This window comes from Caulobacter sp. CCG-8 (assembly GCF_037402475.1).
Classification (GTDB): domain Bacteria; phylum Pseudomonadota; class Alphaproteobacteria; order Caulobacterales; family Caulobacteraceae; genus Caulobacter.
The window spans coordinates 69,177-93,007 of the sequence record NZ_JBBEUD010000012.1 but is presented as its reverse complement, the minus strand read 5'-3'; the positions used below and the strand labels follow the sequence as shown (position 1 = coordinate 93,007).

The following is a 23,831-nucleotide window of genomic DNA, read 5'->3' as shown; positions in this document are numbered from 1 at the left end:
GACCAGCTAAGGCTGGCCCGGGTTCGCATGGCTTGGATTGTGGGTCCGAGCGAGGCTCGGGGACGCCTAGCGGATGGCGATCAGGTCCGCCTCGTCGGTGGCCACATAGACCGTGTCGCCCATGGCGATCGGGCCCAGCAGCGTGCGCTGGCCGATCTTCAAGGTCTTCAGGGTCTCGCCGGTCTTGGGGTTCAGGGCGACGGCCTGGCCTTCGCTCGACACGGTGATCAGGCGGCCCGAAGCCAGGATCGGCGACGACCACAGCAGCGGGTGCTTGGCGCGCTTCTTCTTCTGCTTCTTGCTCAGCTGTTCGGTGTTGTTGAGGTCGCGGATCCAGTAGACCTGACCGGCCTCGCGCGACACGCAGATCACCTGGCCGCTCTTGTCGACCACATAGACCACGTCGCCGGCCGCCCACGGGCTGGTGATGGCGGTCACTGGCAGGCTCCAGCGGGCCTGGCCCGTGCGCAGGTCGGTGGCGGCGAACACGCCCGAGTGGCTCACGGCGAAGACGTCGCCCTTGAAGATCACCGGCCGGCCGGCGATGTCGCGGATTTCCGACAGGGCGTTGGTGCGGCTGGCCCGGCTGAGGGCCTCGCTCCACAGGTCGTTGCCGTTGGTGGCGCGCAGGGCCACCAGTTCGCCCGAGGCGAAGCCGGCCACCACCGTGTCGCCGCTGATCGCGGGGCTGGTGGCCGCCAGGATGCGGGCCGGCTCGATCAGGGCCTGATAGGTCCAGCCCGGCGCGCCGTCGGCGGCGTTGAAGGTCAGCAGTTCGTTGTCGGTCGAGATCACGAACACCCGGCCGTCGGCGACGGTCGGCGCGGCGTGGATGGGCGTGCTGGTCTGCTGGCGCCAGGCCTCGGCGCCGGTGGCCGCGTCGAGCTGGGCCACGAAGCGGAAGCCCGACGAGACGTAGAGCTTGCCGTTGGCGTAGGCGACGCCGCCGCCGAAGCCGGTCCGGTCGCCGGCGCTGCCGCCCAGGCCCATGAAGCCGTGCTTCTTGCCGGGAGCCTTGGCCGGACGCAGGTCCTTCTTCCAGACGGTCGAGCCGCTGCGGGCGTCGATGGCGACGACGGTGGCCTCGCCGTCCATGACGAAGATCTTGCCGTCGGCGGCCACGGGCGGTGCGGTGACGTGGTACTTGCGGTTGGCCTTCTGGCCGAAGCCCTTGCGCCAGGCGATGTCGAAGTTGGCGGCGGCGGCCACGTGCTCGACCGACTGCTCGGCGTTGCCGCCCGGCAGCGGCCAGTCGGCCTGGGGCGCCGGCTCGGGCAGGAAGAAGTCGGAGCCCTTCAGGGCTTCGGACGCCTCGACCTTCTGGTCGAAGGCGATGACCGAAATCCGCTGGCCCTGGGTGGCCAGGGTCTTGTTGGCTTCCTTCTTGTCGAAGGGATTGATCTTCGAGATCGTCGAACACCCGGCCACCGACACCGCGGCGGTCATCATCGCGGTGAGAAGCAGATAGCGCTTGGTCGTCATGGGGCGGCGGCTCATTGGGCGGTAGCGGGGGCGACGTCGATGGGCGCGCCGGGCGGCGGGGCGGAGAGAGGCGGCAGGGCCGCGGCGGCCTTGGCGATGGCCGGCAGGTCCTTGGCCGAGCCGGAATCGATCATGGCCATGGCGCCTTGCGCCCGCTCGCGGATCTCGTCCGAGGAGTTGTCGAGCGAGTTGGACAGCACCAGGAAGTCGGCGCGCGCGCCGGCCAGGTCGCCGGCCCGCAGCTTGGCGAAGGCCAGGGCTTCCTTGGCCTGCACACGATATGGACTCTTCTCGCCCATCAACGGGGTCAGCCTCGCCTCGACGTCCTTGTAGGAAGCCGTGTCGAGGAGCGCCAAGGCGGAATTGAGGCCGGCGAGGTCGCCGAGCACCGGATTGGGCGCAAGCTTGGCCGCTTGGTCGAAATAAGCCACCGCTTCGGCCGTTTTGTTCTGTTCCAGGCGCACGCCGCCCATCTGCAGGAGGGCCAGGGTCTTATAGGCCGGCGTGCCGGTCTTGGAGATCGCCTCGAACGCCGGGAAGGCCGCGACCGGACCCTGCTTCTGGCCGGTGGTCAGGGCCGCCTGATAGGCTTCCGTGGCCTTGTTGGTCTGGTTCTGCTGGTAGTTGGTCCAGCCCAGCCAGCCGCCCGTGCCCAGAATCGCCACCGCGGCCAGCGCGCCCACCCAAGGCAGCGACTTCAGCGCGAGGGACTTGTAGCGGTCGGAGCGCAGCTGCTCTTCGACCTCGTCAAACACATCGACCACGAACGAGGCTCCGGTAGGGGCGAAACTGCGCCCTGAGGCGTCGACGCCGGATCGCTCCGGAATCAACACGCGAAATGAAAACCATGGCGGGCGAAACCCACCGAGGCGGCGAACCTATAGCGTGTCCACGCCAGCCGCAACGGGGCGGAACCGGCGCGCGAGCTGCCTAGGTCTTCTTCGCGTAGTAGGTCTCGGCCTCGCCCGGGAAGGTGCGGGCCCTGACGTCGCGGGCGTAGTCGGCGGCGGCCCGCTCGATCTCGCCCTTCAGGTCGGCGTAGCGGCGCACGAACTTGGGGGTCCAGTCGAACAGGCCCAGCATGTCATCGACCACCAGCACCTGGCCGTCGCAGCCGGCCGAGGCGCCGATGCCGATGGTCGGAACCGAGACGGCGGCGGTCACTTCGCGGGCCAGGCCCTCGGCCACGCCCTCGACCACGATCGCGAAGCAGCCGGCCTCGGCCGTGGCGCGGGCCTCCTCCAGCACCTTCAGCCGGCCGGCCTCGTCCTTGCCCTTGGCCTTGAAGCCGCCGTCCACCAGCACCGCCTGGGGGCGCAGGCCGATATGGCCCATCACCGGGATGCCGCGCTGGACCAGATAGGCGATCGTGGCGGGCACGGTGGAGCCGCTCTCGACCTTCACCGCCTGGCAGCCGGTCTCCTTCATGATCCGCACGGCGTTGGCGTAGGCCTCCTCGGGCGCGCCCTCGTACGAGCCGAACGGCATGTCGACCACCACCATCGCCTTGCGCGAGCCGCGCATCACCGCCTGGCCGTGCAGGATCATCATCTCCATGGTCACGCCCACGGTGTTGGGCAGGCCGTGGACCACCATGCCCAGCGAGTCGCCGACCAGCAGCAGGTCGCACGACTCGTCCAGCGCCGCGGCGATCGGCGCGGTGTAGGCCGTCAGGCAGACGATGGGCTCGCCGCCCTTGCGCGCGGCGATGTCGGGCGCCGCCAAGCGACGGACCTTCTCTTCACGGTGGGCGGACAGGACGGGCACTCCAGCGGAAAAAAGCGTGCCGTTTTCCGCCAGAATGTTCGGCGCCGCAACATGATCGTTGAAAACTTGACCGAAACCGCGCCGGAAGCGGGGCTTAGACCTCGTCCATCAGCCGGGTGACGGCGAACGCCAGGGCCAGGCCGGCCAGGGCGACCGCCAGCCACAGGGTCTCCGATCCGCCCAGGGTGAACAGCTGGTCGTAGCGCTGGGTCAGCTTGCCCAGCTGCTGCGCGCCCTCGTGCGACATTTCCGAGAACTCGGTGGAGAATCGCGCGCTGACCAGCTGCGCGGCCGCCGCCACGCCGGCCACGACGCCGGTGGCGCCGATCAGCACGCGGCGCAGCGCCCAGCCCCGATCCAGCCGGTCGGTGACCTGCTGCGCGAACAGGTCGGCGTCGCGGAACGCCGGAGCCTGGCCGTAGAGGCGCGCCAGCTGGGTTTCGAAATCCAGGTCAGCCATGGCTTTCTCTCCTGGCGGAGTCGTTCGATGCGCTCCCGGACGGCGCGGCCATCCGGGCCCTGAGTTTATCCAAACCACGTTTGACATGGGATTTGACCGTCCCAAGGGGGATGTTCAAGACCTCGGCAGCCTCGGCGTGCGACCAGTCGGCCCCGTAGCAGAGGGAAACGCAGAGCCGCTCGGCCTTCGACAACGACTTGAGGGCTTCGTCCAGATCGAGGCGGTCGGCCGTCGCGGCGGAGCCGTCGGGCCCAATCGGAGCCTCCTCCTCGGGAGTCTCGGTCAGCACCAGGCGGGCCTCGCGCTTGACCTTCCGCAGATAGAGCCGCGCGGCGATCTTCTTGATCCAGCCCGCGAAGGCCCCCTCCCCGCGATATTCGGCGATCTGCTCGTAGCCGACCAGGAACGCGTCCTGGGCGACGTCGTCGGCCGTGGCCGGATCGGCCCCCAGCCGGCGCAGCAGGCCCCGCACGGCCGAGCCGTGGCGGCGCACCAGCTCGCCGAAGGCCCGCCGGTCGCCGGCCGCCGCCAGGGCGGCCAGTTCGACGTCGTGGCCGGTGGGTGGGCGTTCAGTGCCCATTGGTTTGGTCCCCTCTTCCCCGCGATCGTCAGTCTTGCGGCGGACGCTTGTTGGGGTTGAAGAAGCTGAGGATCACGAAGGCCAAGCCGATGGTGCCGGGAATGGCCGAGCCGGCCAGCGTGCCGTACATCGCGTAGTCGTTGATCTGGCCCAGCGCCAGGGCGGTCAGGGCGACGCCGCCGGCGACGAACAGCAGGATCACGCCGATCCGCATGTCGCGGTGCGCCGACGAGACGATCCGCGGACGAACGTCCTTGGAAAGGGCCTCGACCAGTTCCGGAGGCAGCGGCTGCCCCTTCTCGATGGCGGCCCGGACGGTCGCCTGCATCTCGCGGCGCTCGCGCGTCCGCAGCCAGGCCGGCACGATCACGATGGCCGCGACCATCAGGAACGGCGCCAGCGGGATCAGAATTCCAAGGTCCATGACCTAAGTCCCCTCGAATGTGTGGCGGGAGCGTCTGCCCTCGCCTTCTGTAGGTAAGAGACCTGGGCCATGCCGATTGGAGGCGCCGGGTCGGATGAAACTTTCGTAAGGCTGCGCCTTTCGAAGGTTTCGGCCGATTCCCGGGGAAATCCAGCGTCTAGCGGCGCGCCAGGCCCTGGCCGCCCAGGGCGACGACGACCGCCGCCGCCACGGTCAGGATCCCGGCGACCGGAAGCAGGACGGGCGCCAGGATCTGGACCGCCAGGTCCAGGACCGGGGCGCAGGCCCACAGCACCGCGCCGGCGGCCACGGCGGTCACGGCGGCCGAGGCCAGCTTGATCCGCAGCTCGCGCCGGCCCACGGCCTGCATCACCTCGGCGACGAACATCGCGTCGACCGATGGGCGCGCCGAACCGGATTGGGCCGGAGCGGCCTCCTCGGACAAAAAGGCGGCCAGGCGTTCGTCGGGGGTCATGACGCGTCTCCCAGTACTGACAACAGTCTCTCACGTCCTCGGTTCACATGCGACTTCACCGTGCCCAGGGGCAGGTTCAGCACCTCGGCCGCCTCGCCGTGCGACCAGCCCTGGCCCAGGCACAGGGTGACGCAGGCCCTTTGATCCGGCGGCAGGTCGGCCAGGGCCGCCTCCAGGGCCATGCGGTCGGCCGGATCGGCCTGTCGTGGGGCCTCCTCGACCTGGTCCCCGCGCCAGGCCTCGTCGCGGCGGGCGGCGCGGCGGACCGAGCGGCTGTGGTCCAGGGCCTTGCGCCAGGCGATGCCGAACAGCCAGGCCCGGAAGCCCTCGTCGTCGCGCAGCCGGTTGAGCCCGGACCAGGCCGCCAGGAAGGCCTCCTGGGCGATGTCGTCGGCGTCGCCGAAGCCGCTCTTGCGCAGGAAGCCGCGCAAGGATCGCTCGTGCGCCGCCACCAGGCGGGCGAAGGCGGATTGCGACCCGCCCCGCGCGGCCCGGACCAGCGGCGCGTCCATCAGACGCGCGGCCCTCGATCCACCAGGATCGACACCACCGACGACACGGCCAGGGCGCCCATCACGAAGGCGACGATGATGAAGGCCGGGCCCGCCTCCCCGTAGAAGCCAGTCAACGACGCGAAGGTGAAGCCGGCGCAGAGGCAACCGAAGAGCGCCACACGGGACCATCCGTGATAGCGGCGGTAGCGGCGACGGTGGTAGCGGCGATGCCCGCGATCGTCGTTGTCGTCGTCCGCTTCGCCCAGCCCGTTGCCGTCGTTCCAGCGCTTGCTGAGCTTGGCCAGAAGTTCCGGCGGCGGCTCGCGTCCCGACTGGGCGTAGGTCTTGATCAGGTCCAGCGTGTCGCGGTTGGCCTTGTAGGACAGCCAGCTCTGATAGGCGCCGAACACGAACCAGCTCAGCGGAAAGATCAGCCACCAGTAGGATCGAAAGAGTTCTTCCATGGTCTTGGTCTCCAGGCGTCCCGGACGCCTTCAGGTTCAGCAGGCGCCGCGGACGCGCAGGCGCGCCACCAGCTCGGCGGGCGGCTCCCGGCCGGCCTCGGCGTAGGATTTCAGCAGGGCCATGGTGTCGCGGCGCGCGCGATAGGCCAGCCAGCTTTGGAAGGCCCCGAACGCGATCCAGCTCAAGGGGAACACCAGCCACCAATAAGAGCGGAACAGCTCTTCCATCGGTCTCATCTCCAGATCGACGCGACCCTTCGCGCCTTTTCTGAAGACTAGTCGGCGCCGACCTGCTGATTGGATGCGGCGACCCGCGAAATAATTTCGTCCATGGCCGAGAACATCATGGTCGGGCCGTGGTCGGCCAGGGCGCGACGCGTGGCGTAGCCCCATTCGACGGCCCCGCAGGCCAGGCCCGCTTCGCGCGCGGCCTCGATGTCGCGCGTCTCGTCGCCGATGCACAGCACCCGGTCCTTGGGGATGCGCGCGGCCTTGACCACGGCCTTGAACTTGGCGGCCTTGCCGAAGATCGCGGCCCCGCAGCCGTAGTGGTCGACCAGGCCCGCCAGCTCGGCGCCCAGGATCGAGCGGATCGTGGTCTCGGAATTGGAGCTGACGATCGCCAGCCGCAGCCCGGCGGCCGACAGGGCGCGCAGCAGGTCGCCGGTGCCGGAGAACAGCGGGATGGCGTGGGCTTCGGCGGCCATCATCTTCTTGCCGTGGGCCGCGACCAGCGGGACCTTCCACAGCGGCAGGCCCAGATAGGCCATGATCTCCCGGCTGGTGCGGCCGCGGAGCATGGCGATCTCGTCCTCGGTGACCGCCTTGAACTTGAAGCGCTCGGCGAGCGGCCGTACGGCGCGGATGGCCCAGGCCGTGCTGTCGGCCAGCGTGCCGTCGAAATCGAAGATGACCAGATCGATCTGGGCGTCCATTCAGCCCCCCGAACCCATGGCGCGACCATACACGTCTGGCTTGAATCCGACCAGCAGTTGATCGCCCGTCGCAAGAACCGGCCGCTTGATCATCGACGGATGGGCCAGCATCAGGTCGATGGCCTTGGCCTGATCGATGCCCTGCTTGTCGGCGTCCGGCAGCTTGCGGAAGGTGGTGCCGGCCTTGTTGAGCAGGGTTTCCCAGCCCACGGCCTTGCTCCAGATTTCCAGGCGCGGACGGTCGATCCCGACGGTCTTGTAGTCATGGAAGGCGTAGGCCACGCCGTGACCGTCCAGCCAGTCCCGCGCCTTCTTCATCGTGTCGCAGGCCTTGATGCCGTAGATCGTGGTCGTCACGCCTGATTGCTCCGTGCGCGTCAGATTCTCGAGTCTGACAGCCTAGAGTTCGCGCGCCATCGGGCAAAACGGAAAAAGACCTGGGTGAACACCCCGGGCGTCCCGATCCGGGTCAGGCCAGGGCCAGAAGCCCCGCGCGCAGGGCGTCGCCGCCTTGCGGCAGTCCCGCCTCGACCTCGGCGTGGGTCGAGGTCCAGACCGGCAAGGCGCGCGCCAGCACCGACATGCCCGCTGGAGTCAGGGCCAGCCGGCGGTTGCGGCGGTCCTTGGGGTCGATGGCCACCGTCAGCAGGCCGCGTCGCTCCAGCGGCTTGAGATTGGCGGTCAGGGTGGTGCGGTCCATGGCCAGCAGGCCGGCCACCGAACCGATGGTCGGGGGCTCGGGCCGGTTCAGCGACATCAGCAGCGAGAACTGGCCGCTGGTCAGCTCGAACGGGCGCAAGGCGTCGTCGAAGCGCCGCGCCAGGGCCCGCGCCGCGCGCTGGGCGTGCAGGCACAAACAGGTGTCCTTCACGTGGAGGGTGGCGGCGTACGGGACCTGCAGGGGCTTTGACACGGTCTAATTATGTTGATATCAACGTTATCTGTCAAGGCCGGAGGCCGGGCGGGCTCACGAACAGGGAGAAGGACAATGGCGAACCCGAAGGTCGCGTCGCGAGAGGAATGGCTGGAAGCGCGCAAGGCGCTGCTGGTCCATGAAAAGGAAGAGACGCGGCTGCGCGACCGCAACGCCGCCGAGCGCCTGGCCCTGCCCTGGGTCAAGATCGACAAGACCTACACGTTCGACACCCCGACCGGCCGCAAGACCCTGGACCAGCTGTTCGACGGGCGCAGCCAGCTGGTGGTCTACCACTTCATGCTGCCGCCCGAATGGGAGGCCGGCTGTCCCGGCTGCTCGTTCCTGGTCGACCATCTGGACGGGACCCTGCCCCACCTGAACCATCACGACGTGACCCTGATCGCCGTGTCGCGCGCGCCGCTGGACAAGGTCGCCGCCTACAAGGCGCGGATGGGCTGGAAATTCCCCTGGGTCTCGTCGTTCGGCGGCGAGTTCAACTACGACTTCGGCCTCTCCTTCACGCCGGAGACCATCGCGGCCGGCGCCACCTACAACTTCGAGCCCGCCAGCCCGGATTCGGGCGAAGCCCCGGGCATGAGCTCGTTCTTCAAGGACGAGACCGGCCAGGTGTTCCACACCTATTCCAGCTACGGCCGCGGCGGCGAGGAGCTGATCGGGACCTACATGATCCTTGATCGCGCGCCCTTGGGCCGCAACGAGTCCGGCAACATGGGCGACTGGATGCGTCGCCATGACGAGTACGAGGACGCCGAACCCGCCAAGGCCTGCCACGCCGAAGCGATCCCGGCCTAGGCGTCCGCCATGCTGTGCTGCGCGCTGGGACTGCTGGCCGTTCTGACCGGGGCCTCGGCGCGCGGCCTGCGGGCCCTGCTGGGCGCGTGGCCGATGGCGATCGTCGCCGGCGGCGCCGCCACGGCCCTGGCCGTCCTAGTCCCGCAGCACCTCGAGCACTATCGCCAGCGGGCCCTGGCCCACGACCGCACGGTGTTGGCCGAGATCGTCGCCGCGCCGCTCTGCTCTGGGCCGCCCCGCTTCCGCTAGACGCCGGCCCGGCGCGCCACCTCGCTGCGGCGGGCGCGGATCCGCGCCCTCGCCTCCTCCAGCGCGTCGGCCTCGACCACGGCCATCAGGTTGTCGATCAGCCGCCCCAGATGCTCGCGCATCGCCGTGCGGGCCGCGACCGGATCGCGGGCCTTCAGGGCGTCGAGAATCTCCTGGTGGTCGTTGACCAGGGGCTGGGCCCGCATCCTTCCCGCCCGCTCCAGCAGGTCGCGGCAGGCCGGCTGGTAGCGCAGGTCCCACAGGTTCTCGACCATGGCCACCAGCACGCCGTTGCGGCTGGCCTTGGCGATGGCGACGTGGAAGCGCCGGTCCGCCAGGTCGGCCAGCGCCCCGAAGTCATGCTCCTCGGCCATGTCGTGCAGGATGACCGTCAGCTCGTCGAGCTGGTCATCGGTCATCACCGCCGCCGCCAGGGCGCAGGCGTCGCCCTCGATCAGCCGCCGGGCCTCGACCAGCTCGAAGGCGCTGACCTCGAGCCGGGGCGCGGACACCTCGGGCCGCGGGGCGTCGGCCACATAGACCCCCGCCCCGTGCCGCGCCTCGACCAGGCCCCGCGCCTCCAGGATGATCATCGCCTCGCGGATGGTCGGCCGGCTGACCTTGTGGTCGTCGGCCAGGTCGCGCTCGGACGGAAGCCGCTCGCCCGTCGCCCAGCGCCCGTCGCGGATCGAGGCCGCGATCAGGTTGGCGATGTGCTGGCGCAGCTTCCGCGAGTCGGCGACGGGCTCGGCCACGGCGGGATCAGACCTTGGCCGGCTTGCTCCACAGCGCGCGGGCGCGATGGGCCACCAGCTTGGGCTTCCGCTCGCGGGTGAAGAAGCCTTTGTGGTTCAGCGCCCCGATCCGCATGATGCTCTGCGATGTGCGGAAATCGGCGAAGGCCCAGGGGTGGGTGCCGAAGATGAACGGGTATTCGCCCAACACCCGGATATACATCTCGACCATGTCGGCCTGGTATTCCTCGGTCCACATCTCGGGCGGATGGGCGTGCATGCCGGCCACCGCGTCGGCGCCGAACTCCGTGAACATGATCGGCTTGTTCGGGTGGCGGGCGCGCAGCTTGGCGACGTCGTTCTTCAGCGCCTCCTCGGCCAGGTCCAGCTGGCCCGACAGCGAGTACCAGCCCTGGTAGGAGTTGGTGCAGATCACGTCGCCCAGGGCCTGCCAGTCGGTCGAGCCGCCCTGGACGCTGACGATGGTCACCGGCCGGGTGGAGTCCAGCTGGCGGGTCAGGTCAAACAGCGGCGAGAAGAACTTCAGGCCGGTCTCGTTGCCGCCGGGCGGCTCGGGATCGGTCGTGTGGAAGGGTTTCACCAGCGGCTCGTTGGCCAGCGACCATATGATCACGCAGGGGTGGTTCTTGTCGCGACGGACCAGATCGACGATGTCCTGCCGAAGCTGCTTGGACCGCGCCTCCTGGATCTCCGGCGGATCGGCGAACACCAGGCTGACGGCGGGGGTCTCGTCGATGACCAGCAGGCCGTGCTCGTCGGCCAGCATCATCGCTTCCTCGCTGTAGGGATAGTGCGAGGTGCGGAAGCTGTTGCCGCCGATCCATTTCAGCAGCTCGAAGTCGCGGATGATCGAGGGCACGTCCAGGCCGCGGCCGTGGATCGGGAAGTCCTCGTGCTTGCCGAAGCCGCGCAGGAACACCGGCTTGCCGTTCAGCAGCAGCTTGTCGCCCTTGGCCTCGATGGTGCGCACGCCGATCTTGAAGGCGTATTCGTCGGACGCCGCGCCGTTCTCCAGGCGGATCGTCAGGGTGTAGAGGTGCGGGTCCTCCGGGCTCCAGAGGCGCGGGTTCTTCAGCGACACGACGGTCGAGCCCTTACCGCCGCCGAGCGCGACCGAGCCCTTCTGTTCGCCCTTGTCGTCGGAGATCGTCACGCTGGCCTTGCCCGACCACGGGGCGCTGGTCTCCAGGTCGATCGAGACCTTGCCGTCCAGGGCGGTCTTCACCGTCACGTCCTTCAGGTGGACGTCGGGCGTCGTGAACAGCAGCACCGGACGGTGGATGCCCGAATAGGGGAAGAAGTCGTAGGCCGTCTGCGGGAAGTGGACAGTGTGCATGTGCCAGCGCGCGCGGTCGGGCGTGGCGGGCACGCGATCCAGCTGGATCTTGTTCTCGACCAGCACGGTCAGCACGTTCTCGCCGTCCAGCGACACCGCGTCCGTGATGTCGAAGGCGAACGGCAGGTGGCCGCCGACGTGGCCGCCCAGCGGCTTGCCGTTCAGCCAGACCTTGGCGGTGTAGTTCACGGAGCCGAAGCGTAGGTGGATGCGCTGGCCGGCCCAGCCCTTGTCGACGCGGAAGTTGGTCTCGTACCAGGCCGAGCCGACATAGTTGCGCACGTCGTCGAAGATGTCGTTCCAACTGGCCGGGACCGGGATCAGGCGGAAGTCCTTCAGCCCCTTCTGCCAACCCTCGGCCTCGCCGACGTCCTTGGGATCGGTGCGGAAGCGCCAGGTGGCCGCCAGGCTCTTGGTCGAGCGCGTGGCGCTTTCGTGGGGATAGAGGATGCCGGGGGCGCCCACGGCCGGACCCGGCTTGGCCGCCCGCGCCTGGGCCTGGGTGGCGCCGGCCGCCACGCCGGCCAGCACCATGCCGCCCGACACGCCGACCATGCTCCTGCGGGTGACCTGACCCCGCGGGGCCTCGCCGCCGTCTTTGCCCGAATTGTCAGCCATCCGTACGCCCTCGCCTGTTGAAACGTCTTTTGAAGTCGAACCTAGCGGCGAATCCCGCCGCCAGGACCAGAAAGAAGAAAGGCGGCGGGCCGAAGCCCGCCGCTCGAGGACCCCGGGAGAAAGTCCTAGTAGTTCAGCGCCCCTAGTAATTCAGAGAAAGGCGCACGCCCGCATAGCGGTGGAAGTCGCGCGCCGGCTGCAGTTCGGTGACCGTCTGGCTGCCGAAGTTGCCGTACTGGTTGGCGCCGTTCACGCCGTAGCTCTTGTCGAACACGTTGTTGACGAAAGCCACGACCTGCCAGCCGTCGTCCGGCTTGCGGAAGCCGCCCGAGACGTTGACCACGCCGTAGGCCTTCTGGACCGTGCCCGGGTCGGTGTTCAGCGAGAAGTTGACCTTGGTCTGATAAGCGTAGGCCGCCGAGAACAGCATTTCGTAGCTGCCGAGCGGCTGGGTGAAGTCCATGCCGGCGTTCAGCTTCCACTTGGGCGCGTTGGGCAGGGTCGCGCCCTTCAGGTCCTGGAACGAGGGCGAGCCGGCGACGCAGCCCTGGGCCGCGGTCTGGCCCGGCCAGCAGGCCGCCTTCGGGAACGAGGTGATCTTGGCGTCGACATAGGCGGCCGAGGCGTTGAATCGCAGCTCGCGGGTGACGATCGCCGTCGCCTCGACCTCCACGCCCTTGGTCAGCACCTTGCCGACGTTGGTCAGACGGAAGTTCTGGGTGCCGCCGATCGTGTCGATGCCCTGGGCCTGGTAGTCGTCGTACTTCACGTGGAAGGCGGTGGCGTTCAGCATCACCCGGTGATCGAGCAGCTGGCTCTTCAGCCCGATCTCGAACGACTTGGACTCCTCGGGCGCGATCGGACCGACGTCGGCGCGGGCCTGGTTGAAGCCGGTCGTCAGGTCGTAGGTCTGGCCCTTATGGCCCGTGGCGTACGAACCGAACAGCATGACGTCGTCGGTCAGCTGGTGGCGCAGGCCCAGGCGATAGGTCGCCGACTTGTCGCTGTCGCCGCCCGAGAACTTGGCGTTGCCGTTCTGGATGTCGTTGAAATAGTAGCCGATGTCTTCCTTCTGGTAGCGCAGGCCGACGATCGCCGTGGTCTTGGGCAGGAAGGTCCATTCAGCCTGGCCGAACGCCGCCTTGTTCTCCGAAGTGGCCATGGCGTACCACTGGGCCAGCGAGAAGACCGGGCCCCGCTTGAAGCTGCGGCGCAGGTCGTTGTCGCCGTAGAACAGGCCCAGGGTGTAGCGGAACGGCCCGTCGCCCGGCGACAGCAGGCGGAACTCCTGGGTGTTGGCCTTGGCCTTGAAGTAACCGCCCTGGGAGTTCTTGATCCCGGCATAGGACGTCCGGTCGGAGTCCAGCTGGTCGTCCAGGCGGAACTGGTCGTGCGAGGTGATCGAGACCAGGGTGAAGTCCTGGGGCAGGTCGTACTCGACCTTCAGCGACTGGCCGAGGCCCTCGCTCTTCGCATAGGGCGGCGTGTCGTTGCTGACCGTCAGGTTCTCCTCGCCTGGCACGACGCCAGGCATGGTCACGTTCGCGGTCAGGCCCGGCGTGCCGCGCAGGGTGGCGCCCGGCGTATAGACCCGCATCGTCGCGTTCGAGGTGGCGACGCCATCGATATAGCTGGCGCCCAGCGTGACCTTCAGGTCCTCGATGGGCCGCCAGACCAGCTTGCCGCGGACCGAGGTCTCGTCGCGGCCGTTGACCTTCTTGCCGTCGTACAGGTTCTTGACGTTGCCGTCGTATTCGCTGCGGCTGGCGCTCAGGCGGAAGCCCAGGGTCTCGCCGATCGGGCCCGACAGGCTGACCGCGCCGCGATATTCGTGGTCGTCGGTGGCCAGGGCGTTGGCCAGGACGCTGAACTGCGGGGTCGGGTCGCGGGTGGTGATGTTGATCAGGCCGGCCGAGGCGCTCTTGCCGTAGAGGGTGCTCTGCGGGCCGCGCAGCACTTCCACGCGCTCGACGTCGGTCAGGTCGGAGAAGGCCCGGGCCTGGAACGAGACCGGCACGTCGTCCAGCTGGACCGCGACGCTGGGCTCGACGCCGATGCCGTAGGCGAAGGTGCCGATGCCGCGCAGCGCCACCGAGGCGTTGATCGGCTGGTCGGCCTGGCGGATGGTCAGGGACGGGGCGACACGCGAGACGTCGGTGAATTCCTTGACGCCGGCGCTTTCCAGCTGACGGGCGGTGACGACCGAAACGGCCAAGGGCACGTTCTGGACGTTCTCGGCGCGCTTCTGGGCGGTGACGACCACCTCGTCCAGCGCGATGGCGTCGGGCGCGGCCTGGGCGAAGGCCGTGGTGGACATGGCCAGCAGGAGCGCGGGCGTGGACGCGCAGCAGAGCAGCCGCTTCATGGATTTCCCCTCTTCTCGACTCGTTTGGTGGCTTGTTCGCCGTGTCGATGGTCGGGAACCTAACAAGTGGCCAGGACACTTTCAAGATATTCCCCTGGCCTCTCCTCCAAATTCGATGACACCGGTTTCCGAAATTTTCGCGATTCCGGCCATGTGACCGTTATATTTGATGATTTCGCGGAGGAAAGTGTTCGAGAGGTGCGGGGATTCAAGACGCGTCGGGCGGCGCTCGCTTGACACCAGGGGTGGAAACGACGCAATTGGCCAGGCCACTTTTGAACTCTTTCGCGAATCCTCGGGGGCTCGCGGGAGCGCGGCGCGGCCCTGCACGCAGCGCGCGCCAGTCAGGATTTACGGAAGGCCCGCATGCTGAAGATCATCGACGCCAAGGTCATCGTCACCTGCCCGGGACGCAACTTCGTCACCCTGAAGATCACGACCTCCGACGGCGTGTACGGCATCGGCGACGCCACCCTGAACGGGCGCGAACTGGCCGTGGCCAGCTATCTGACCGACCATGTCATCCCCTGCCTGATCGGCCGCGACGCTCACCAGATCGAGGACATCTGGCAGTTCCTGTATCGCGGCGCCTACTGGCGGCGCGGGCCGGTGACGATGTCGGCCGTCGCCGCCGTCGACGTGGCGCTGTGGGACATCAAGGCCAAGGTCGCGGGCCTGCCGCTGTACCAGCTGCTGGGCGGCGCCAGCCGCACCGGCGTGATGGTCTACGGCCACGCCAACGGCGCGACGATCGAGGACACGATCAACGAGGCGCTGAACTACAAGGCCATGGGCTACAAGGCGATCCGCCTGCAGACCGGCGTGCCGGGCCTGGCCAGCACCTACGGCGTCTCGGGCGACAAGCTGTTCTACGAGCCGGCCGACGCGGCCCTGCCCACCGAGAACGTCTGGTCGACCAGCAAGTACCTGCCCACCGTGCCCAAGCTGTTCGAGGCGGCGCGCAAGGCGCTTGGCGAGGAAGTGCACCTGCTGCACGACAGCCATCACCGCCTCACGCCCATCGAGGCCGGCCGCCTGGGCAAGGACCTGGAGCCCTATCGTCCGTTCTGGCTGGAGGACGTCACCCCGGCCGAGAACCAGGCCAGCTTCCGCCTGATCCGCCAGCACACCACCACGCCCCTGGCTGTGGGCGAGGTGTTCAGCTCGATCTGGGATTGCAAGCAGTTGATCGACGAGCAGCTGATCGACTACATCCGCACGACGATTGTCCACGCCGGCGGGATCTCGCACCTGAAGCGCATCGCCGGCCTGGCCGAGATCAACAATGTGCGCACCGGCTTCCACGGCGCCACGGACCTGTCGCCGGTGTGCATGGGCGCGGCCCTGCACTTCGACCTGTGGGTCCCGAACTTCGGCATCCAGGAATACATGCGCCACACCGCCGATACCGACCGGGTATTCCCGCACGCCTACACCTTCAAGGACGGCGAGCTGCACCCCGGCGAAGCGCCCGGCCATGGCGTGGACATCGACGAGGACCTGGCCGCTCAGTTCCCCTACCGCCCCGCCAGCCTGCCGGTGAACCGTCTCGAGGACGGCACCCTGTTCAACTGGTGATCCCGCATGTCCCGTCCGCCTGCCGGACGGGATCGCGCGCCGCCTTCGCGCGGCGCGACCGAGGGGATGTCCGCACCGCCCCCGCCGCGGGCGTCCCCTCCCCTTGCCGTTCCTAGCGTTGCTCGACGCTGGAGGCGCCGCCCTCGCTGGCCTTGTGGATGTACTGCTCGGCCACCAGCCAGGCCTTCACGGGGCGCAGCGTGCCCAGGCAGCCGGCCAGCAGGGCCGGGAACACGGTCGCGAACTGCACCCACAGCGGCGGGTTCCAGGCGACGACCGCCCAGGCCCAGATCGCGATCACCACGATGCCGACGCCGGTCATGACGAAGAAGGCCGGGCCGTCGGCCGGATCGGCAAAGCTGAAGTCCTGGCCGCAGCGGTCACAACGCTTGGCCAGCCGCAGGAAGCCCGCGAACAGCTTGCCTTCGCCGCAGCGGGGGCAGCGGCACGTCAGCCCCGCCTGCAGGCTGGTGGGGTTGTCATAGTGGGTGAGAAGGGGCCGGTCCATACAATGCGCGCCTTGTTGCATACATTACCAATAGAATGTATGTATCGCGCCATGGAAAAGCAACCATGACCCGCGACCGGCCCACGGCTGGCTGGCTGAGGCACGTCGCCACGGGCGGCGGCCGACCGATCTACCTGGCCCTGGTCGAGGCCCTGGAAACCGCCGTCCGCGAGGGCGAGCTGCAGCCCGGCGACCAGTTGCCGCCCCAGCGCGCCGTGGCCGACCAGCTGGGCGTCGATTTCACCACGGTGACCCGCGCCTACGGCGCCGCCCGGGCGCGCGGACTGGTCGAGGGCGCGGTAGGGCGTGGCACCTTCGTGCGTCGCCGCGCCGTGGACGACGAGGCCGGCCTGGTCGACCTGAGCATGAACCTGCCGCCCCCGCCCCAGGGGGTGTCGCTGGCCGCCCTGCTCAAGGAGACGACCGCCGCGGTCCTCGAGCGCACCGACGTCGCGACCCTGATGGCCTATCACGCCGGGGCCGGCGCGCCGGGCCAGCGGGCCGCCGGCGCGGCCTGGCTGGCGCCGGTGCTGGGCGAGATCGGCCCCGAGCGGATCGTGGTCTGCCCCGGCGCCCAGTCGGCCTTGACCGCCGTCCTGACCACCCTCGCCAAGCCCGGCGACCGCATCGTTGTCGAGCCCCTGACCTATCCCGGGATCATCGCCCTGGCCGAGCGCCTGGGCGTGAAGCTCGTCCCCTGCCCGGTCGACGACGAAGGATTCCTGCCCGAGGCGCTGGAGCGGCTCTGCGCCGAGGAGCGGCCGGCCGCCATCTATCTGGTCCCGACCACCCGCAATCCGGTCGCCACGACCATGGGCCTGGCGCGGCGCCGGGCGATCGCGGCCATCGTCGGGGCCAGCGACGCCTGGCTGATCGAGGACGATCCCTACAGCCGGCTGTTCGATAGCCCTCTGCCCGCCCTGGCCGCCCTGGCGCCCGAACACACCCTGCACATCGCCACCCTGTCGAAGACCCTGACGCCCGGCCTGCGGACCGCGTTCCTGGCGGCGCCGCCCGGCCCGATGGCCGCGCGGGTCGCCGAGGCGCTGCACGCCACCGCCCTGATGGGCTCGCCCCTGACCACGGCCGTCGCCGTCCGCTGGATCCGCGACGGTCTCGCCGACCGCATCCTGGCGGGCGTGCGGCTGGAGGCCCGCGCCCGCCGCGCCATCGCCGCCGAGGTCCTGCCCGCGGCGCGCGGCGACGCCGAGAGCCTCCACGTCTGGCTGGACCTGCCCGCCGGCGTCGACCCGGCCGGGCTTCGCGCCCTGGCGGCGGCGCGCGGCCTGGCCCTGGTCACGGCCGACGCCTTCGCCGCGACGCCCGACGCCCCCGGCGGCCTGCGCATTTCGCTGGGCGGTCCGGCCAAAGCGGCGCAGCTGCGCGAGGCCTTGGGCAATGTCGCGGCCCTGCTGAAGCCGACCGCGATCGTCTGAACCAACAAAAACCCCGGAGCCTGACGGCGCCGGGGTCAGTTCAAATCAAGGGGGGATACAGCTGGACAATGCGCGAAACGGCGATTGGTTCAGCTTGGGCGCGAATTTCCTTCGCGGGCTCAGCCCAGCGCCCACCGCGCCAGCGGAATGTGCTCGGTCCGCCCCAGCAGGCTGTGGATCAGGGTGAAGCCGCCCACGGTCCATCTGACGGGCTCGATCGCCTGCTCGCCGATCAGCTGCCGGTCGTAGAGCATCGTCACGTGCGGGGTGAAGGTCTTGTCCACCCACTTGCCGCCGCCGGCTCTCGCCATCGCCACGCCCAGGTCGCGCTGGAAGGCCTTCAGCGCCTCCAGCCCGTCGCCGCCCTGCAGGACGAAGGGATTGTTGCCGCCGTTGTGGAAGCTGGCGGCGCGGTGGAAGGTCACCTCGAAGGGCGAGGTCGCGATCGCCTGGGCCGCCTCGCCGGCCATGGCCACGATGTCGCGTCGCACGCCGGCATGGTCGCCCAGATGGTGCAGCGTGATGTGGAAGCGCTCGGCCGCCAGCGGCCGGCCGCTCAGCCGGTGCGCCGCGCGCAGCGCATCGGCCCGCCGGGCGATGTCGGCCGCCGTCGCCGGGTCGGGAAAGATCGCGAAGAACAGCCGGTCGGTGGCCGGCGGCGCGTCGAAGAGGGAGAACTGGTCGGACACCCCCGCACCCTGCCCGGATTCCGGGACCGGCGCCACGACCTCCCAACACGCGAAACCAGGGGCTAGCGCACAACCGCGCCGAGTGGTCATCTTGCGGCATGCAGGTCGCCCCGCCCACCCACGATCTCCTGGTCCACGCCCGCACGATGATCAGCATCATCATGGGCCTCAGCCTGGCGCGGCTGCTGAACGGCGTCGCCGGCCTGATCCAGCACCCCAAGAAGGAGCACCTGTGGTGGCCCCACCTGTGCTGGGTGCTCTACATGATGGTCTCGATCACCGCCTTCTGGTGGTGGCAGTTCCAGCTGACCGAACTGCGGGCCCTCACCTTCGAGACCTATCTCTTCCTGATCTCGGAAGCGGCGATGATCTTCCTGCTGTGCAGCGTGATCTTCCCCACCGAGATCAGCGAGTACGACGGCTACGGCGACTACTTCATGTCGCGGCGGGCCTGGTTCTTCGGCCTGCTGATCGCCAGCCTGTTGATGGACGTCCTGGACACCCTGCTGAAGGGCGTGGCGCACTTCCTGAGTCTCAGCCCGGAATATCCGATCCGCATCGCCCTGATGGTCGGGCTCAGCCTGGCCGGCTGCTTCATCCGCAACCTGCGCTTCCACACGCTCTTCGCCGGCGGCGCCCTGATCTATTTCGTGATCTATGTCGCCCGCCACTACGGCCACATTCAGTAGGCGCCCCTTCAGAAATTCCCGCTTGGATTGTGTCGCGTAAACGCTAACCTCTGACGGCACCAGGAGGGGCGCTCATGAAACTCAGCGCGCATTTCTCGCTCGAGGAATTCACGATCTCCAGCAAGGCCCTGTCGATGGGCGTGAAGAACGACCCGACGCCCGCGCATCTGGAGAACCTCAAGCGGCTGGCCGAGCGGATGGAGGGGGTCCGGGCGCTGTTCAACCGGCCGATCGAGATCACCAGCGCCTATCGCAATCCCCAGGTGAACGCCGCGGTCGGGGGCGTGCCCAACTCGGCACACGCCCTGGGCCACGCCGCCGACTTCCATGTCGACGGCCTCACCGACCTGGAAGCCGCCAAGACCATCCGCGACAGCGGGCTGAAGTTCGACCAGCTGATCTACGAGAAGAGCCGCTGCGTGCACATCAGCTTCGATCCCAGGCTGCGCCAGCAGGTGTTGCGCCAGCCCGGCGGTCCCGGCTCGACGGTCTATAACGGCCTGGAACCCTAGGCTTCCGATCTCACGCGCCGGTATTTCCCGTACGCGGCGGGGCGAACCTTCGCTTCCGGGCGTTTCAGGAACCGATGGCTTTCGCCCGCATTTCGCGACGGGTGTTCCGCACACGTCTGATCGCGCCGGTTGAAATATAAATCCGAAACTCCGGATGCGCGGCGATGAAATATATGCGTTCTCTTCGCGTGCCTCGTCGCGCGAATCCTGCACAGTGGCTTGCGTGAGACGAACAATCAAAACACAGGGCTAAATACCGAAATGCATACGGCTCACGAGATGAGCGAATGGTCCGCGTTTAGCTTGCACGAATCCATACTCGACGCCGTTGCCGCGAATGTTGCGATCCTGAACGACCAGGGCGAAATCATCGCGGTTAATGACGCCTGGATGCAGTTCGCCGAGTTTCACGAATTGCCTGTGGAAAACTATGGACTAGGCCTCGACTATATCTCGTTCTGCGAGAGCCTCGACGCGCCTGACGCAGCGGAAGCCAGACAGGGTCTGCGCGATCTGCTTGCCGGCGAGCCTGGTCCCCTGCGTTTTGAATACCAGATCTTCCTGGACAACGGCCCGCTGTGGACTCGGCTGACCGCGACGCGGATTTCCCGCGACGATCGGACCCTGATCGTCCTGGCGCACGAGGACATCACGGTCCAACGCCACACCCAGGCCGCGCTGGGACGCGCCACCGCCGCCCTGCTCCACGCCGAGGACGACGAGCGCCGGCGGATCGCGCGCGAACTCCACGACGGCACGGCCCAATACCTGACCGGCGCCAAGCTCATGTTGGGCGCGATGAAGGCCGAAGGCCGCGCCGAGAAGACCCGCGTCGAGGTCGAAGCCCTGCTCGCCAACGCGCTGGAGGAGATCCGCAGCCTGTCCTACGTGCTGCATCCCCCGGGCCTGGAGGAGATGGGGTTGGGGCCGGCCATCCGGCAGATGGCGGAAGGCTTCGCCCGCCGCACCGGCCTGGCCCTGCAGATCGATATCGCCGACGACTTCCCCAAGATGGCCCGGTCGATCGAGGTGGCGCTCTATCGCGTCGCCCAGGAAGCCCTGGCCAACGTGCATCGCCACGCCGGCAGCCCCCGCGCGACCATCGGCCTGCGCCAGGCGGGCGAGATGGTGCTGCTGTCGATCCGCGACTACGGCGTCGGCCTGCCCGAAAACACCCAGGCGACGGCCGGCGTCGGCCTGGCCGGCATGCGCCTGAGGCTGGAGTTCGTGAACGGCCACATCTCGCTGAACAACGCGGTCCCAGGCCTGCTGGTGGAGGCCTGGGCGCCGTTCCAGCCGAAGGCGGCCGGCTAGAGCGCTTTCGAGCGAAGTGGGAACCGGTTCGCGTGAAGAAAGCGCGTCAAGGCCGGAAGCCTACTCCCACTCGATCGTGCCGGGCGGCTTGGAGGTCACGTCGTAGACCACGCGGTTGACGCCGCGGACCTCGTTGATGATCCGGGTGGCGGTCTTGCCCAGCACGTCCCACGGGAATTCGAAGAAGTCGGCGGTCATGCCGTCGGTCGAGGTGACCGCGCGCAGGGCCAGGACGTTCTCGTAGGTACGGGCGTCGCCCATCACCCCGACCGTCTTCACGGGAAGGAGTACGGCGAAGGCCTGCCAGATCTTGTCGTAGAGGCCGGCGTTGCGGATCTCTTCCAGATAGATGGCGTCGGCGTCCTGCAGGACCTTGACCTTCTCGGGCGTGATGTCGCCGGGAATGCGGATGGCCAGGCCCGGGCCGGGGAACGGGTGGCGGCCGACGAAGGCCGGGGCCAGGCCCAGCTCGACGCCCAGGGCGCGGACCTCGTCCTTGAACAGCTCGCGCAGCGGCTCGACCAGCTTCAGCTTCATGTAGTCCGGCAGGCCGCCGACATTGTGATGGCTCTTGATCACCGCCGAGGGGCCGCCGCGCGCCGAGACGCTCTCGACCACGTCCGGATAGAGCGTGCCCTGGGCCAGGAACGCCGCGCCCTCGATCTTGGCGGCTTCCTTGTCGAAGACGTCGATGAACAGCTTGCCGATCGTCTTGCGCTTGGTCTCGGGGTCGGAGACGCCCGCCAGTTCGCCCAGGAACAGGTCGCCGGCGTCCACGTGGATCAGCGGGATGTTGTAGTGGTCGCGGAACAGGGTGACGACCTGCTCGGCTTCGTTCTTGCGCAGCAGGCCGGTGTCGACGAAGACGCAGGTCAGCTGGGCGCCGATCGCCTCGTGGATCAGGACGGCGGCCACCGAGCTGTCGACGCCGCCCGACAGGCCGCAGATCACCTTGCCGTCGCCGACCTGGTCGCGGATCTTCTGGACCATCTCCTGGCGGAAGGCCGCCATGGTCCAATCGCCCTTCAGGCCGGCGATGTTGAACAGGAAGTTCTTGTAGATCTTGGCGCCGTTGACGGTGTGGACCACCTCGGGGTGGAACTGTACGCCGTAGATCTTGCGGGCGTCTTTGGCGATGGCGGCGAAGGGCGCGCCCGTCGAGGTGGCGATCACCTCGAAGCCTTCCGGGATGGCGGTGACGCGGTCGCCGTGGCTCATCCACACGGTTTCCAGTCCGCCGACCTCGGCCAGGCCCTGGAACAGCGGGCTTTGCTTGCCGATGGTCAGCTCGGCGCGGCCGAATTCGCCGGCGTGACCGCCCTCGACCTTGCCGCCCAGCACGTCGCACAGCAGCTGCTCGCCGTAGCAGACGCACAGCATCGGCACGCCCAGGTCGAACAGCTTGGTCCCGATGCGCGGGCTGTCGGCCTCCAGCACGCTGGCGGGGCCGCCCGACAGGATGATCGCCGAGGGCTTGTAGTCGTCGACCAGGGCCTCGGCCTTGTCGAACGGATGGATTTCGCAATAGACGCCGGCCTCGCGCACCCGGCGCGCGATCAGCTGGGTCACCTGGCTGCCGAAGTCGACGATCAGGACGCGCTGGTGATGGGGTTCGGCGGTCATAGGGTCAGGCTCTCCAGCGTTCGTCGTTTCGGTTCGGTCTCCCCTGCGGGAGCAATCCAGGTTCAGGGCGCGTAGGACCCGCGCTCGATCACGGCGGCGAAGAAGCCGTCCGTGCCGGCGCGATGCGGGCTCAGGCGCAGATAGCCTTCCGGCGTCAGGTGCTGCTCGACGCCGGCCAGGGTGATGGGCTTCACCGAGAAGCCCGGATGGCGCTCGACGAAGGCCGCCACGCGGTCCTCGTTCTCCTCGGCCAGCAGCGAGCAGGTGACATAGATCAGGCGGCCGCCGGGCTTCACGAAGTCCGAGGCGTCGGCCAGCACGGCGTCCTGCTCGATCTGGCGCTTGGCCAGCTGGTCGGGCGACAGGCGCCACTTGGCGTCGGGGTGGCGGCGCCAGGTGCCCGAGCCGGTGCAGGGCGCGTCGACGAACACCAGGTCCAGCTTGCCTTCCAGGCCCTTCAGCGGCGCGCCCTCGATCGGCGAACGGATCTGCAGGTTGCGGACCCCTGCCCTCTGGCCGCGACGGATGGTGTCGGCCAGGCGGCGGGCGTCGCTGTCGTGGGCGTAGATCTGGCCGCGATTGTCCATGGCGGCGGCCAGGGCCAGGGTCTTGCCCCCGCCCCCGGCGCAGAAGTCCAGCACCTGCTTGCCCTTGACGTCGCCCGCCACGGCGGCGGCGATCTGCGAGCCCAGGTCCTGGACCTCGAACCAGCCCTTGGAGAAGGCCGGCACGGCCTCGACCGACGGCGTGCGGTCGGCGGCCTGGGGCGCGGGGATGCGGAAGGCGGTGTCCAGCACCCCGGCCGGTTCGGCGCCGATCAGGGCCACGGCCTTGGCGCCGCGCTCGACGTCGGTCTTCAGCAGGTTGATGCGCAGGTCGACCGGGGCGCGCTCCGACAGGGCGGCCATCTCGGCGGCCCGGTTCTCGCCCAGGCCCCGCGCCAGCGAGGCGTCCATCCAGTCGGAATAGTCGCCGGCCACGGCGGGCGGCGCGTCGTCCAGCGCGCGCGGCGAGGCGACGCGTTCGCGCTCGGCGTCGGTCAGGGCGCCGGGGCCGTGCTCCTCGCCGGCCGCCTCGGCGATGCGGTCGACCGGCCATTTCCAGTCGTGGGCCAGCACGCCCAGCACCACGCCGCGCGGGCTGTCGTCGCCCATCATCCAGCCCAGCGAGCGCTTGCGGCGCAGGGCGTCCAGCGCCAGGCCCGACACGAAGGCGCGGTCCTTGGAGCCGGCGTACCGGGCGCTCTCGCCCCAGCGCTTCAGCGCCATCCGTACGGGGAAATGACGCGTCTCGATCTCGGTAAGGACCTCGATCGCCGCTGCTAGTCTGCCGCCGTCGCGCATTTTTGC

27 protein-coding genes are annotated in these 23,831 nt (G+C 68.8%); 7 read left to right on the top strand and 20 right to left on the bottom strand.

Annotation, left to right across the window (positions count from 1 at the left end; genetic code table 11):
- Positions 1 to 66: 66 nt before the first annotated feature.
- From WAE60_RS13435 to WAE60_RS13375, 13 genes are all read right to left on the bottom strand, one after another.
- Entirely contained in the window at positions 67 to 1,497 is a 1,431-nt protein-coding gene (locus tag WAE60_RS13435; RefSeq protein ID WP_035018642.1) for a PQQ-like beta-propeller repeat protein, read from the bottom strand.
- Complete coding sequence (locus tag WAE60_RS13430) at positions 1,494 to 2,246, bottom strand: tetratricopeptide repeat protein (protein ID WP_029914684.1); 753 nt, start codon at positions 2,244 to 2,246, stop codon at positions 1,494 to 1,496. Before WAE60_RS13430 ends, WAE60_RS13435 begins: the two co-directional genes overlap by 4 nt.
- 166 nt (positions 2,247 to 2,412) lie before the next feature.
- Positions 2,413 to 3,240 (bottom strand): 3-methyl-2-oxobutanoate hydroxymethyltransferase, encoded by an 828-nt coding sequence (panB, locus tag WAE60_RS13425; RefSeq protein WP_029914686.1) that lies wholly within the window; start codon positions 3,238 to 3,240, stop codon positions 2,413 to 2,415.
- 103 nt (positions 3,241 to 3,343) lie between these two features.
- On the bottom strand, positions 3,344 to 3,709 hold the full coding sequence (locus WAE60_RS13420) for a hypothetical protein (RefSeq protein ID WP_029914687.1): 366 nt from the start codon (positions 3,707 to 3,709) through the stop codon (positions 3,344 to 3,346).
- Positions 3,702 to 4,289: an RNA polymerase sigma factor gene (locus tag WAE60_RS13415; protein ID WP_337686992.1), complete on the bottom strand. Its 588-nt coding sequence runs from the start codon at positions 4,287 to 4,289 to the stop codon at positions 3,702 to 3,704. Before WAE60_RS13415 ends, WAE60_RS13420 begins: the two co-directional genes overlap by 8 nt.
- 28 nt (positions 4,290 to 4,317) lie before the next feature.
- On the bottom strand, positions 4,318 to 4,713 hold the full coding sequence (locus WAE60_RS13410; RefSeq protein ID WP_337686989.1) for a DUF6249 domain-containing protein: 396 nt from the start codon (positions 4,711 to 4,713) through the stop codon (positions 4,318 to 4,320).
- A 157-nt stretch (positions 4,714 to 4,870) separates the two neighbouring features.
- Positions 4,871 to 5,188: a hypothetical protein gene (locus WAE60_RS13405; RefSeq protein ID WP_337686988.1), complete on the bottom strand. Its 318-nt coding sequence runs from the start codon at positions 5,186 to 5,188 to the stop codon at positions 4,871 to 4,873.
- The gene (locus WAE60_RS13400) at positions 5,185 to 5,700 is read right to left on the bottom strand and encodes an RNA polymerase sigma factor (RefSeq protein ID WP_337686987.1); all 516 of its coding nucleotides are present in this window, start codon (positions 5,698 to 5,700) and stop codon (positions 5,185 to 5,187) included. Before WAE60_RS13400 ends, WAE60_RS13405 begins: the two co-directional genes overlap by 4 nt.
- Positions 5,700 to 6,146, bottom strand: a complete 447-nt coding sequence (locus tag WAE60_RS13395) for a hypothetical protein (RefSeq protein WP_337686985.1) — start codon at positions 6,144 to 6,146, stop codon at positions 5,700 to 5,702. The genes WAE60_RS13400 and WAE60_RS13395 overlap by 1 nt, the downstream gene beginning before the upstream one ends.
- Before the next feature lie 36 nt (positions 6,147 to 6,182).
- Positions 6,183 to 6,374 carry a hypothetical protein gene (locus WAE60_RS13390; protein ID WP_029914700.1) on the bottom strand — a complete coding sequence of 64 codons (192 nt, stop codon included), beginning with the start codon at positions 6,372 to 6,374 and terminating at the stop codon, positions 6,183 to 6,185.
- 47 nt (positions 6,375 to 6,421) lie between these two features.
- Positions 6,422 to 7,081 (bottom strand): HAD hydrolase-like protein, encoded by a 660-nt coding sequence (locus WAE60_RS13385; RefSeq protein WP_029914702.1) that lies wholly within the window; start codon positions 7,079 to 7,081, stop codon positions 6,422 to 6,424.
- Positions 7,082 to 7,438, bottom strand: coding sequence for an ArsC family reductase (locus WAE60_RS13380; protein WP_337686983.1), 357 nt, complete (start codon positions 7,436 to 7,438; stop codon positions 7,082 to 7,084).
- A gap of 112 nt (positions 7,439 to 7,550) precedes the next feature.
- Complete coding sequence (locus WAE60_RS13375) at positions 7,551 to 7,994, bottom strand: MarR family winged helix-turn-helix transcriptional regulator (protein WP_029914706.1); 444 nt, start codon at positions 7,992 to 7,994, stop codon at positions 7,551 to 7,553.
- Positions 7,995 to 8,069: 75 nt separating this feature from the next.
- On the opposite strand from WAE60_RS13375, the gene WAE60_RS13370 reads away from it, so the two are divergent.
- On the top strand, positions 8,070 to 8,810 hold the full coding sequence (locus WAE60_RS13370; RefSeq protein WP_337686981.1) for a thioredoxin family protein: 741 nt from the start codon (positions 8,070 to 8,072) through the stop codon (positions 8,808 to 8,810).
- 9 nt (positions 8,811 to 8,819) lie between these two features.
- A complete protein-coding gene (locus tag WAE60_RS13365; RefSeq protein ID WP_337686980.1) occupies positions 8,820 to 9,059 on the top strand; it encodes a hypothetical protein in 240 nt (79 codons plus the stop codon).
- Here the strand turns inward: WAE60_RS13365 and WAE60_RS13360 are convergent.
- The 3 genes from WAE60_RS13360 to WAE60_RS13350 form a co-directional block, all read right to left on the bottom strand.
- Positions 9,056 to 9,814 carry a FadR/GntR family transcriptional regulator gene (locus tag WAE60_RS13360; RefSeq protein ID WP_337686978.1) on the bottom strand — a complete coding sequence of 253 codons (759 nt, stop codon included), beginning with the start codon at positions 9,812 to 9,814 and terminating at the stop codon, positions 9,056 to 9,058. The genes WAE60_RS13365 and WAE60_RS13360 overlap by 4 nt on opposite strands.
- Before the next feature lie 7 nt (positions 9,815 to 9,821).
- The gene (uidA, locus tag WAE60_RS13355; protein ID WP_337686976.1) at positions 9,822 to 11,768 is read right to left on the bottom strand and encodes a beta-glucuronidase; all 1,947 of its coding nucleotides are present in this window, start codon (positions 11,766 to 11,768) and stop codon (positions 9,822 to 9,824) included.
- Positions 11,769 to 11,910: 142 nt separating this feature from the next.
- Positions 11,911 to 14,133, bottom strand: a complete 2,223-nt coding sequence (locus WAE60_RS13350; RefSeq protein ID WP_337686975.1) for a TonB-dependent receptor — start codon at positions 14,131 to 14,133, stop codon at positions 11,911 to 11,913.
- A 366-nt stretch (positions 14,134 to 14,499) separates the two neighbouring features.
- Here WAE60_RS13350 and manD point away from each other — a divergent pair, with 366 nt between their 5' ends.
- Positions 14,500 to 15,711: a D-mannonate dehydratase ManD gene (gene manD / locus WAE60_RS13345; RefSeq protein ID WP_029914718.1), complete on the top strand. Its 1,212-nt coding sequence runs from the start codon at positions 14,500 to 14,502 to the stop codon at positions 15,709 to 15,711.
- Positions 15,712 to 15,823: 112 nt separating this feature from the next.
- On the opposite strand, the gene WAE60_RS13340 is transcribed toward manD, so the two are convergent.
- Positions 15,824 to 16,219, bottom strand: a complete 396-nt coding sequence (locus tag WAE60_RS13340; RefSeq protein ID WP_029914720.1) for a DUF983 domain-containing protein — start codon at positions 16,217 to 16,219, stop codon at positions 15,824 to 15,826.
- A gap of 65 nt (positions 16,220 to 16,284) precedes the next feature.
- Here WAE60_RS13340 and WAE60_RS13335 point away from each other — a divergent pair, with 65 nt between their 5' ends.
- Entirely contained in the window at positions 16,285 to 17,655 is a 1,371-nt protein-coding gene (locus WAE60_RS13335) for a PLP-dependent aminotransferase family protein (RefSeq protein ID WP_337686973.1), read from the top strand.
- Positions 17,656 to 17,774: 119 nt separating this feature from the next.
- Here WAE60_RS13335 and WAE60_RS13330 read toward each other — a convergent pair whose 3' ends face one another.
- Positions 17,775 to 18,344, bottom strand: coding sequence for a 2'-5' RNA ligase family protein (locus tag WAE60_RS13330; protein ID WP_337686971.1), 570 nt, complete (start codon positions 18,342 to 18,344; stop codon positions 17,775 to 17,777).
- A gap of 98 nt (positions 18,345 to 18,442) precedes the next feature.
- On the opposite strand from WAE60_RS13330, the gene WAE60_RS13325 reads away from it, so the two are divergent.
- The 3 genes from WAE60_RS13325 (at position 18,443) to WAE60_RS13315 (ending at position 20,859) form a co-directional block, all read left to right on the top strand.
- Positions 18,443 to 19,033, top strand: a complete 591-nt coding sequence (locus tag WAE60_RS13325) for a hypothetical protein (protein WP_337686970.1) — start codon at positions 18,443 to 18,445, stop codon at positions 19,031 to 19,033.
- A gap of 74 nt (positions 19,034 to 19,107) precedes the next feature.
- Entirely contained in the window at positions 19,108 to 19,545 is a 438-nt protein-coding gene (locus WAE60_RS13320; RefSeq protein WP_337686968.1) for a D-Ala-D-Ala carboxypeptidase family metallohydrolase, read from the top strand.
- Positions 19,546 to 19,965: 420 nt separating this feature from the next.
- Positions 19,966 to 20,859: a sensor histidine kinase gene (locus WAE60_RS13315; RefSeq protein ID WP_231499501.1), complete on the top strand. Its 894-nt coding sequence runs from the start codon at positions 19,966 to 19,968 to the stop codon at positions 20,857 to 20,859.
- 60 nt (positions 20,860 to 20,919) lie between these two features.
- Here the strand turns inward: WAE60_RS13315 and guaA are convergent, their stop codons facing one another.
- Together guaA and WAE60_RS13305 are read right to left on the bottom strand one after the other, a co-directional pair.
- Positions 20,920 to 22,482: a glutamine-hydrolyzing GMP synthase gene (gene guaA, locus WAE60_RS13310; RefSeq protein WP_337686967.1), complete on the bottom strand. Its 1,563-nt coding sequence runs from the start codon at positions 22,480 to 22,482 to the stop codon at positions 20,920 to 20,922.
- A gap of 62 nt (positions 22,483 to 22,544) precedes the next feature.
- Positions 22,545 to 23,825, bottom strand: a complete 1,281-nt coding sequence (locus WAE60_RS13305) for an RsmB/NOP family class I SAM-dependent RNA methyltransferase (protein WP_337686965.1) — start codon at positions 23,823 to 23,825, stop codon at positions 22,545 to 22,547.
- Between the last annotated feature and the right edge of the window lie 6 nt (positions 23,826 to 23,831).

Coding starts and splice junctions, on each gene's coding strand:
- WAE60_RS13320 (WP_337686968.1), top strand. CDS start 19,108: ATGAAACTCAGCGCGCATTTCTCGCTCGAGGAATTCACGATCTCCAGC.
- WAE60_RS13405 (WP_337686988.1), bottom strand. CDS start 5,188: ATGACCCCCGACGAACGCCTGGCCGCCTTTTTGTCCGAGGAGGCCGCT.
- WAE60_RS13335 (WP_337686973.1), top strand. CDS start 16,285: ATGACCCGCGACCGGCCCACGGCTGGCTGGCTGAGGCACGTCGCCACG.
- WAE60_RS13305 (WP_337686965.1), bottom strand. CDS start 23,825: ATGCGCGACGGCGGCAGACTAGCAGCGGCGATCGAGGTCCTTACCGAG.
- WAE60_RS13325 (WP_337686970.1), top strand. CDS start 18,443: ATGCAGGTCGCCCCGCCCACCCACGATCTCCTGGTCCACGCCCGCACG.
- WAE60_RS13420 (WP_029914687.1), bottom strand. CDS start 3,709: ATGGCTGACCTGGATTTCGAAACCCAGCTGGCGCGCCTCTACGGCCAG.
- WAE60_RS13340 (WP_029914720.1), bottom strand. CDS start 16,219: ATGGACCGGCCCCTTCTCACCCACTATGACAACCCCACCAGCCTGCAG.
- WAE60_RS13400 (WP_337686987.1), bottom strand. CDS start 5,700: ATGGACGCGCCGCTGGTCCGGGCCGCGCGGGGCGGGTCGCAATCCGCC.
- manD (WP_029914718.1), top strand. CDS start 14,500: ATGCTGAAGATCATCGACGCCAAGGTCATCGTCACCTGCCCGGGACGC.
- WAE60_RS13395 (WP_337686985.1), bottom strand. CDS start 6,146: ATGGAAGAACTCTTTCGATCCTACTGGTGGCTGATCTTTCCGCTGAGC.
- uidA (WP_337686976.1), bottom strand. CDS start 11,768: ATGGCTGACAATTCGGGCAAAGACGGCGGCGAGGCCCCGCGGGGTCAG.
- guaA (WP_337686967.1), bottom strand. CDS start 22,482: ATGACCGCCGAACCCCATCACCAGCGCGTCCTGATCGTCGACTTCGGC.
- WAE60_RS13390 (WP_029914700.1), bottom strand. CDS start 6,374: ATGGAAGAGCTGTTCCGCTCTTATTGGTGGCTGGTGTTCCCCTTGAGC.
- WAE60_RS13415 (WP_337686992.1), bottom strand. CDS start 4,289: ATGGGCACTGAACGCCCACCCACCGGCCACGACGTCGAACTGGCCGCC.
- WAE60_RS13370 (WP_337686981.1), top strand. CDS start 8,070: ATGGCGAACCCGAAGGTCGCGTCGCGAGAGGAATGGCTGGAAGCGCGC.
- WAE60_RS13365 (WP_337686980.1), top strand. CDS start 8,820: ATGCTGTGCTGCGCGCTGGGACTGCTGGCCGTTCTGACCGGGGCCTCG.
- WAE60_RS13350 (WP_337686975.1), bottom strand. CDS start 14,133: ATGAAGCGGCTGCTCTGCTGCGCGTCCACGCCCGCGCTCCTGCTGGCC.
- WAE60_RS13385 (WP_029914702.1), bottom strand. CDS start 7,081: ATGGACGCCCAGATCGATCTGGTCATCTTCGATTTCGACGGCACGCTG.
- WAE60_RS13435 (WP_035018642.1), bottom strand. CDS start 1,497: ATGAGCCGCCGCCCCATGACGACCAAGCGCTATCTGCTTCTCACCGCG.
- WAE60_RS13410 (WP_337686989.1), bottom strand. CDS start 4,713: ATGGACCTTGGAATTCTGATCCCGCTGGCGCCGTTCCTGATGGTCGCG.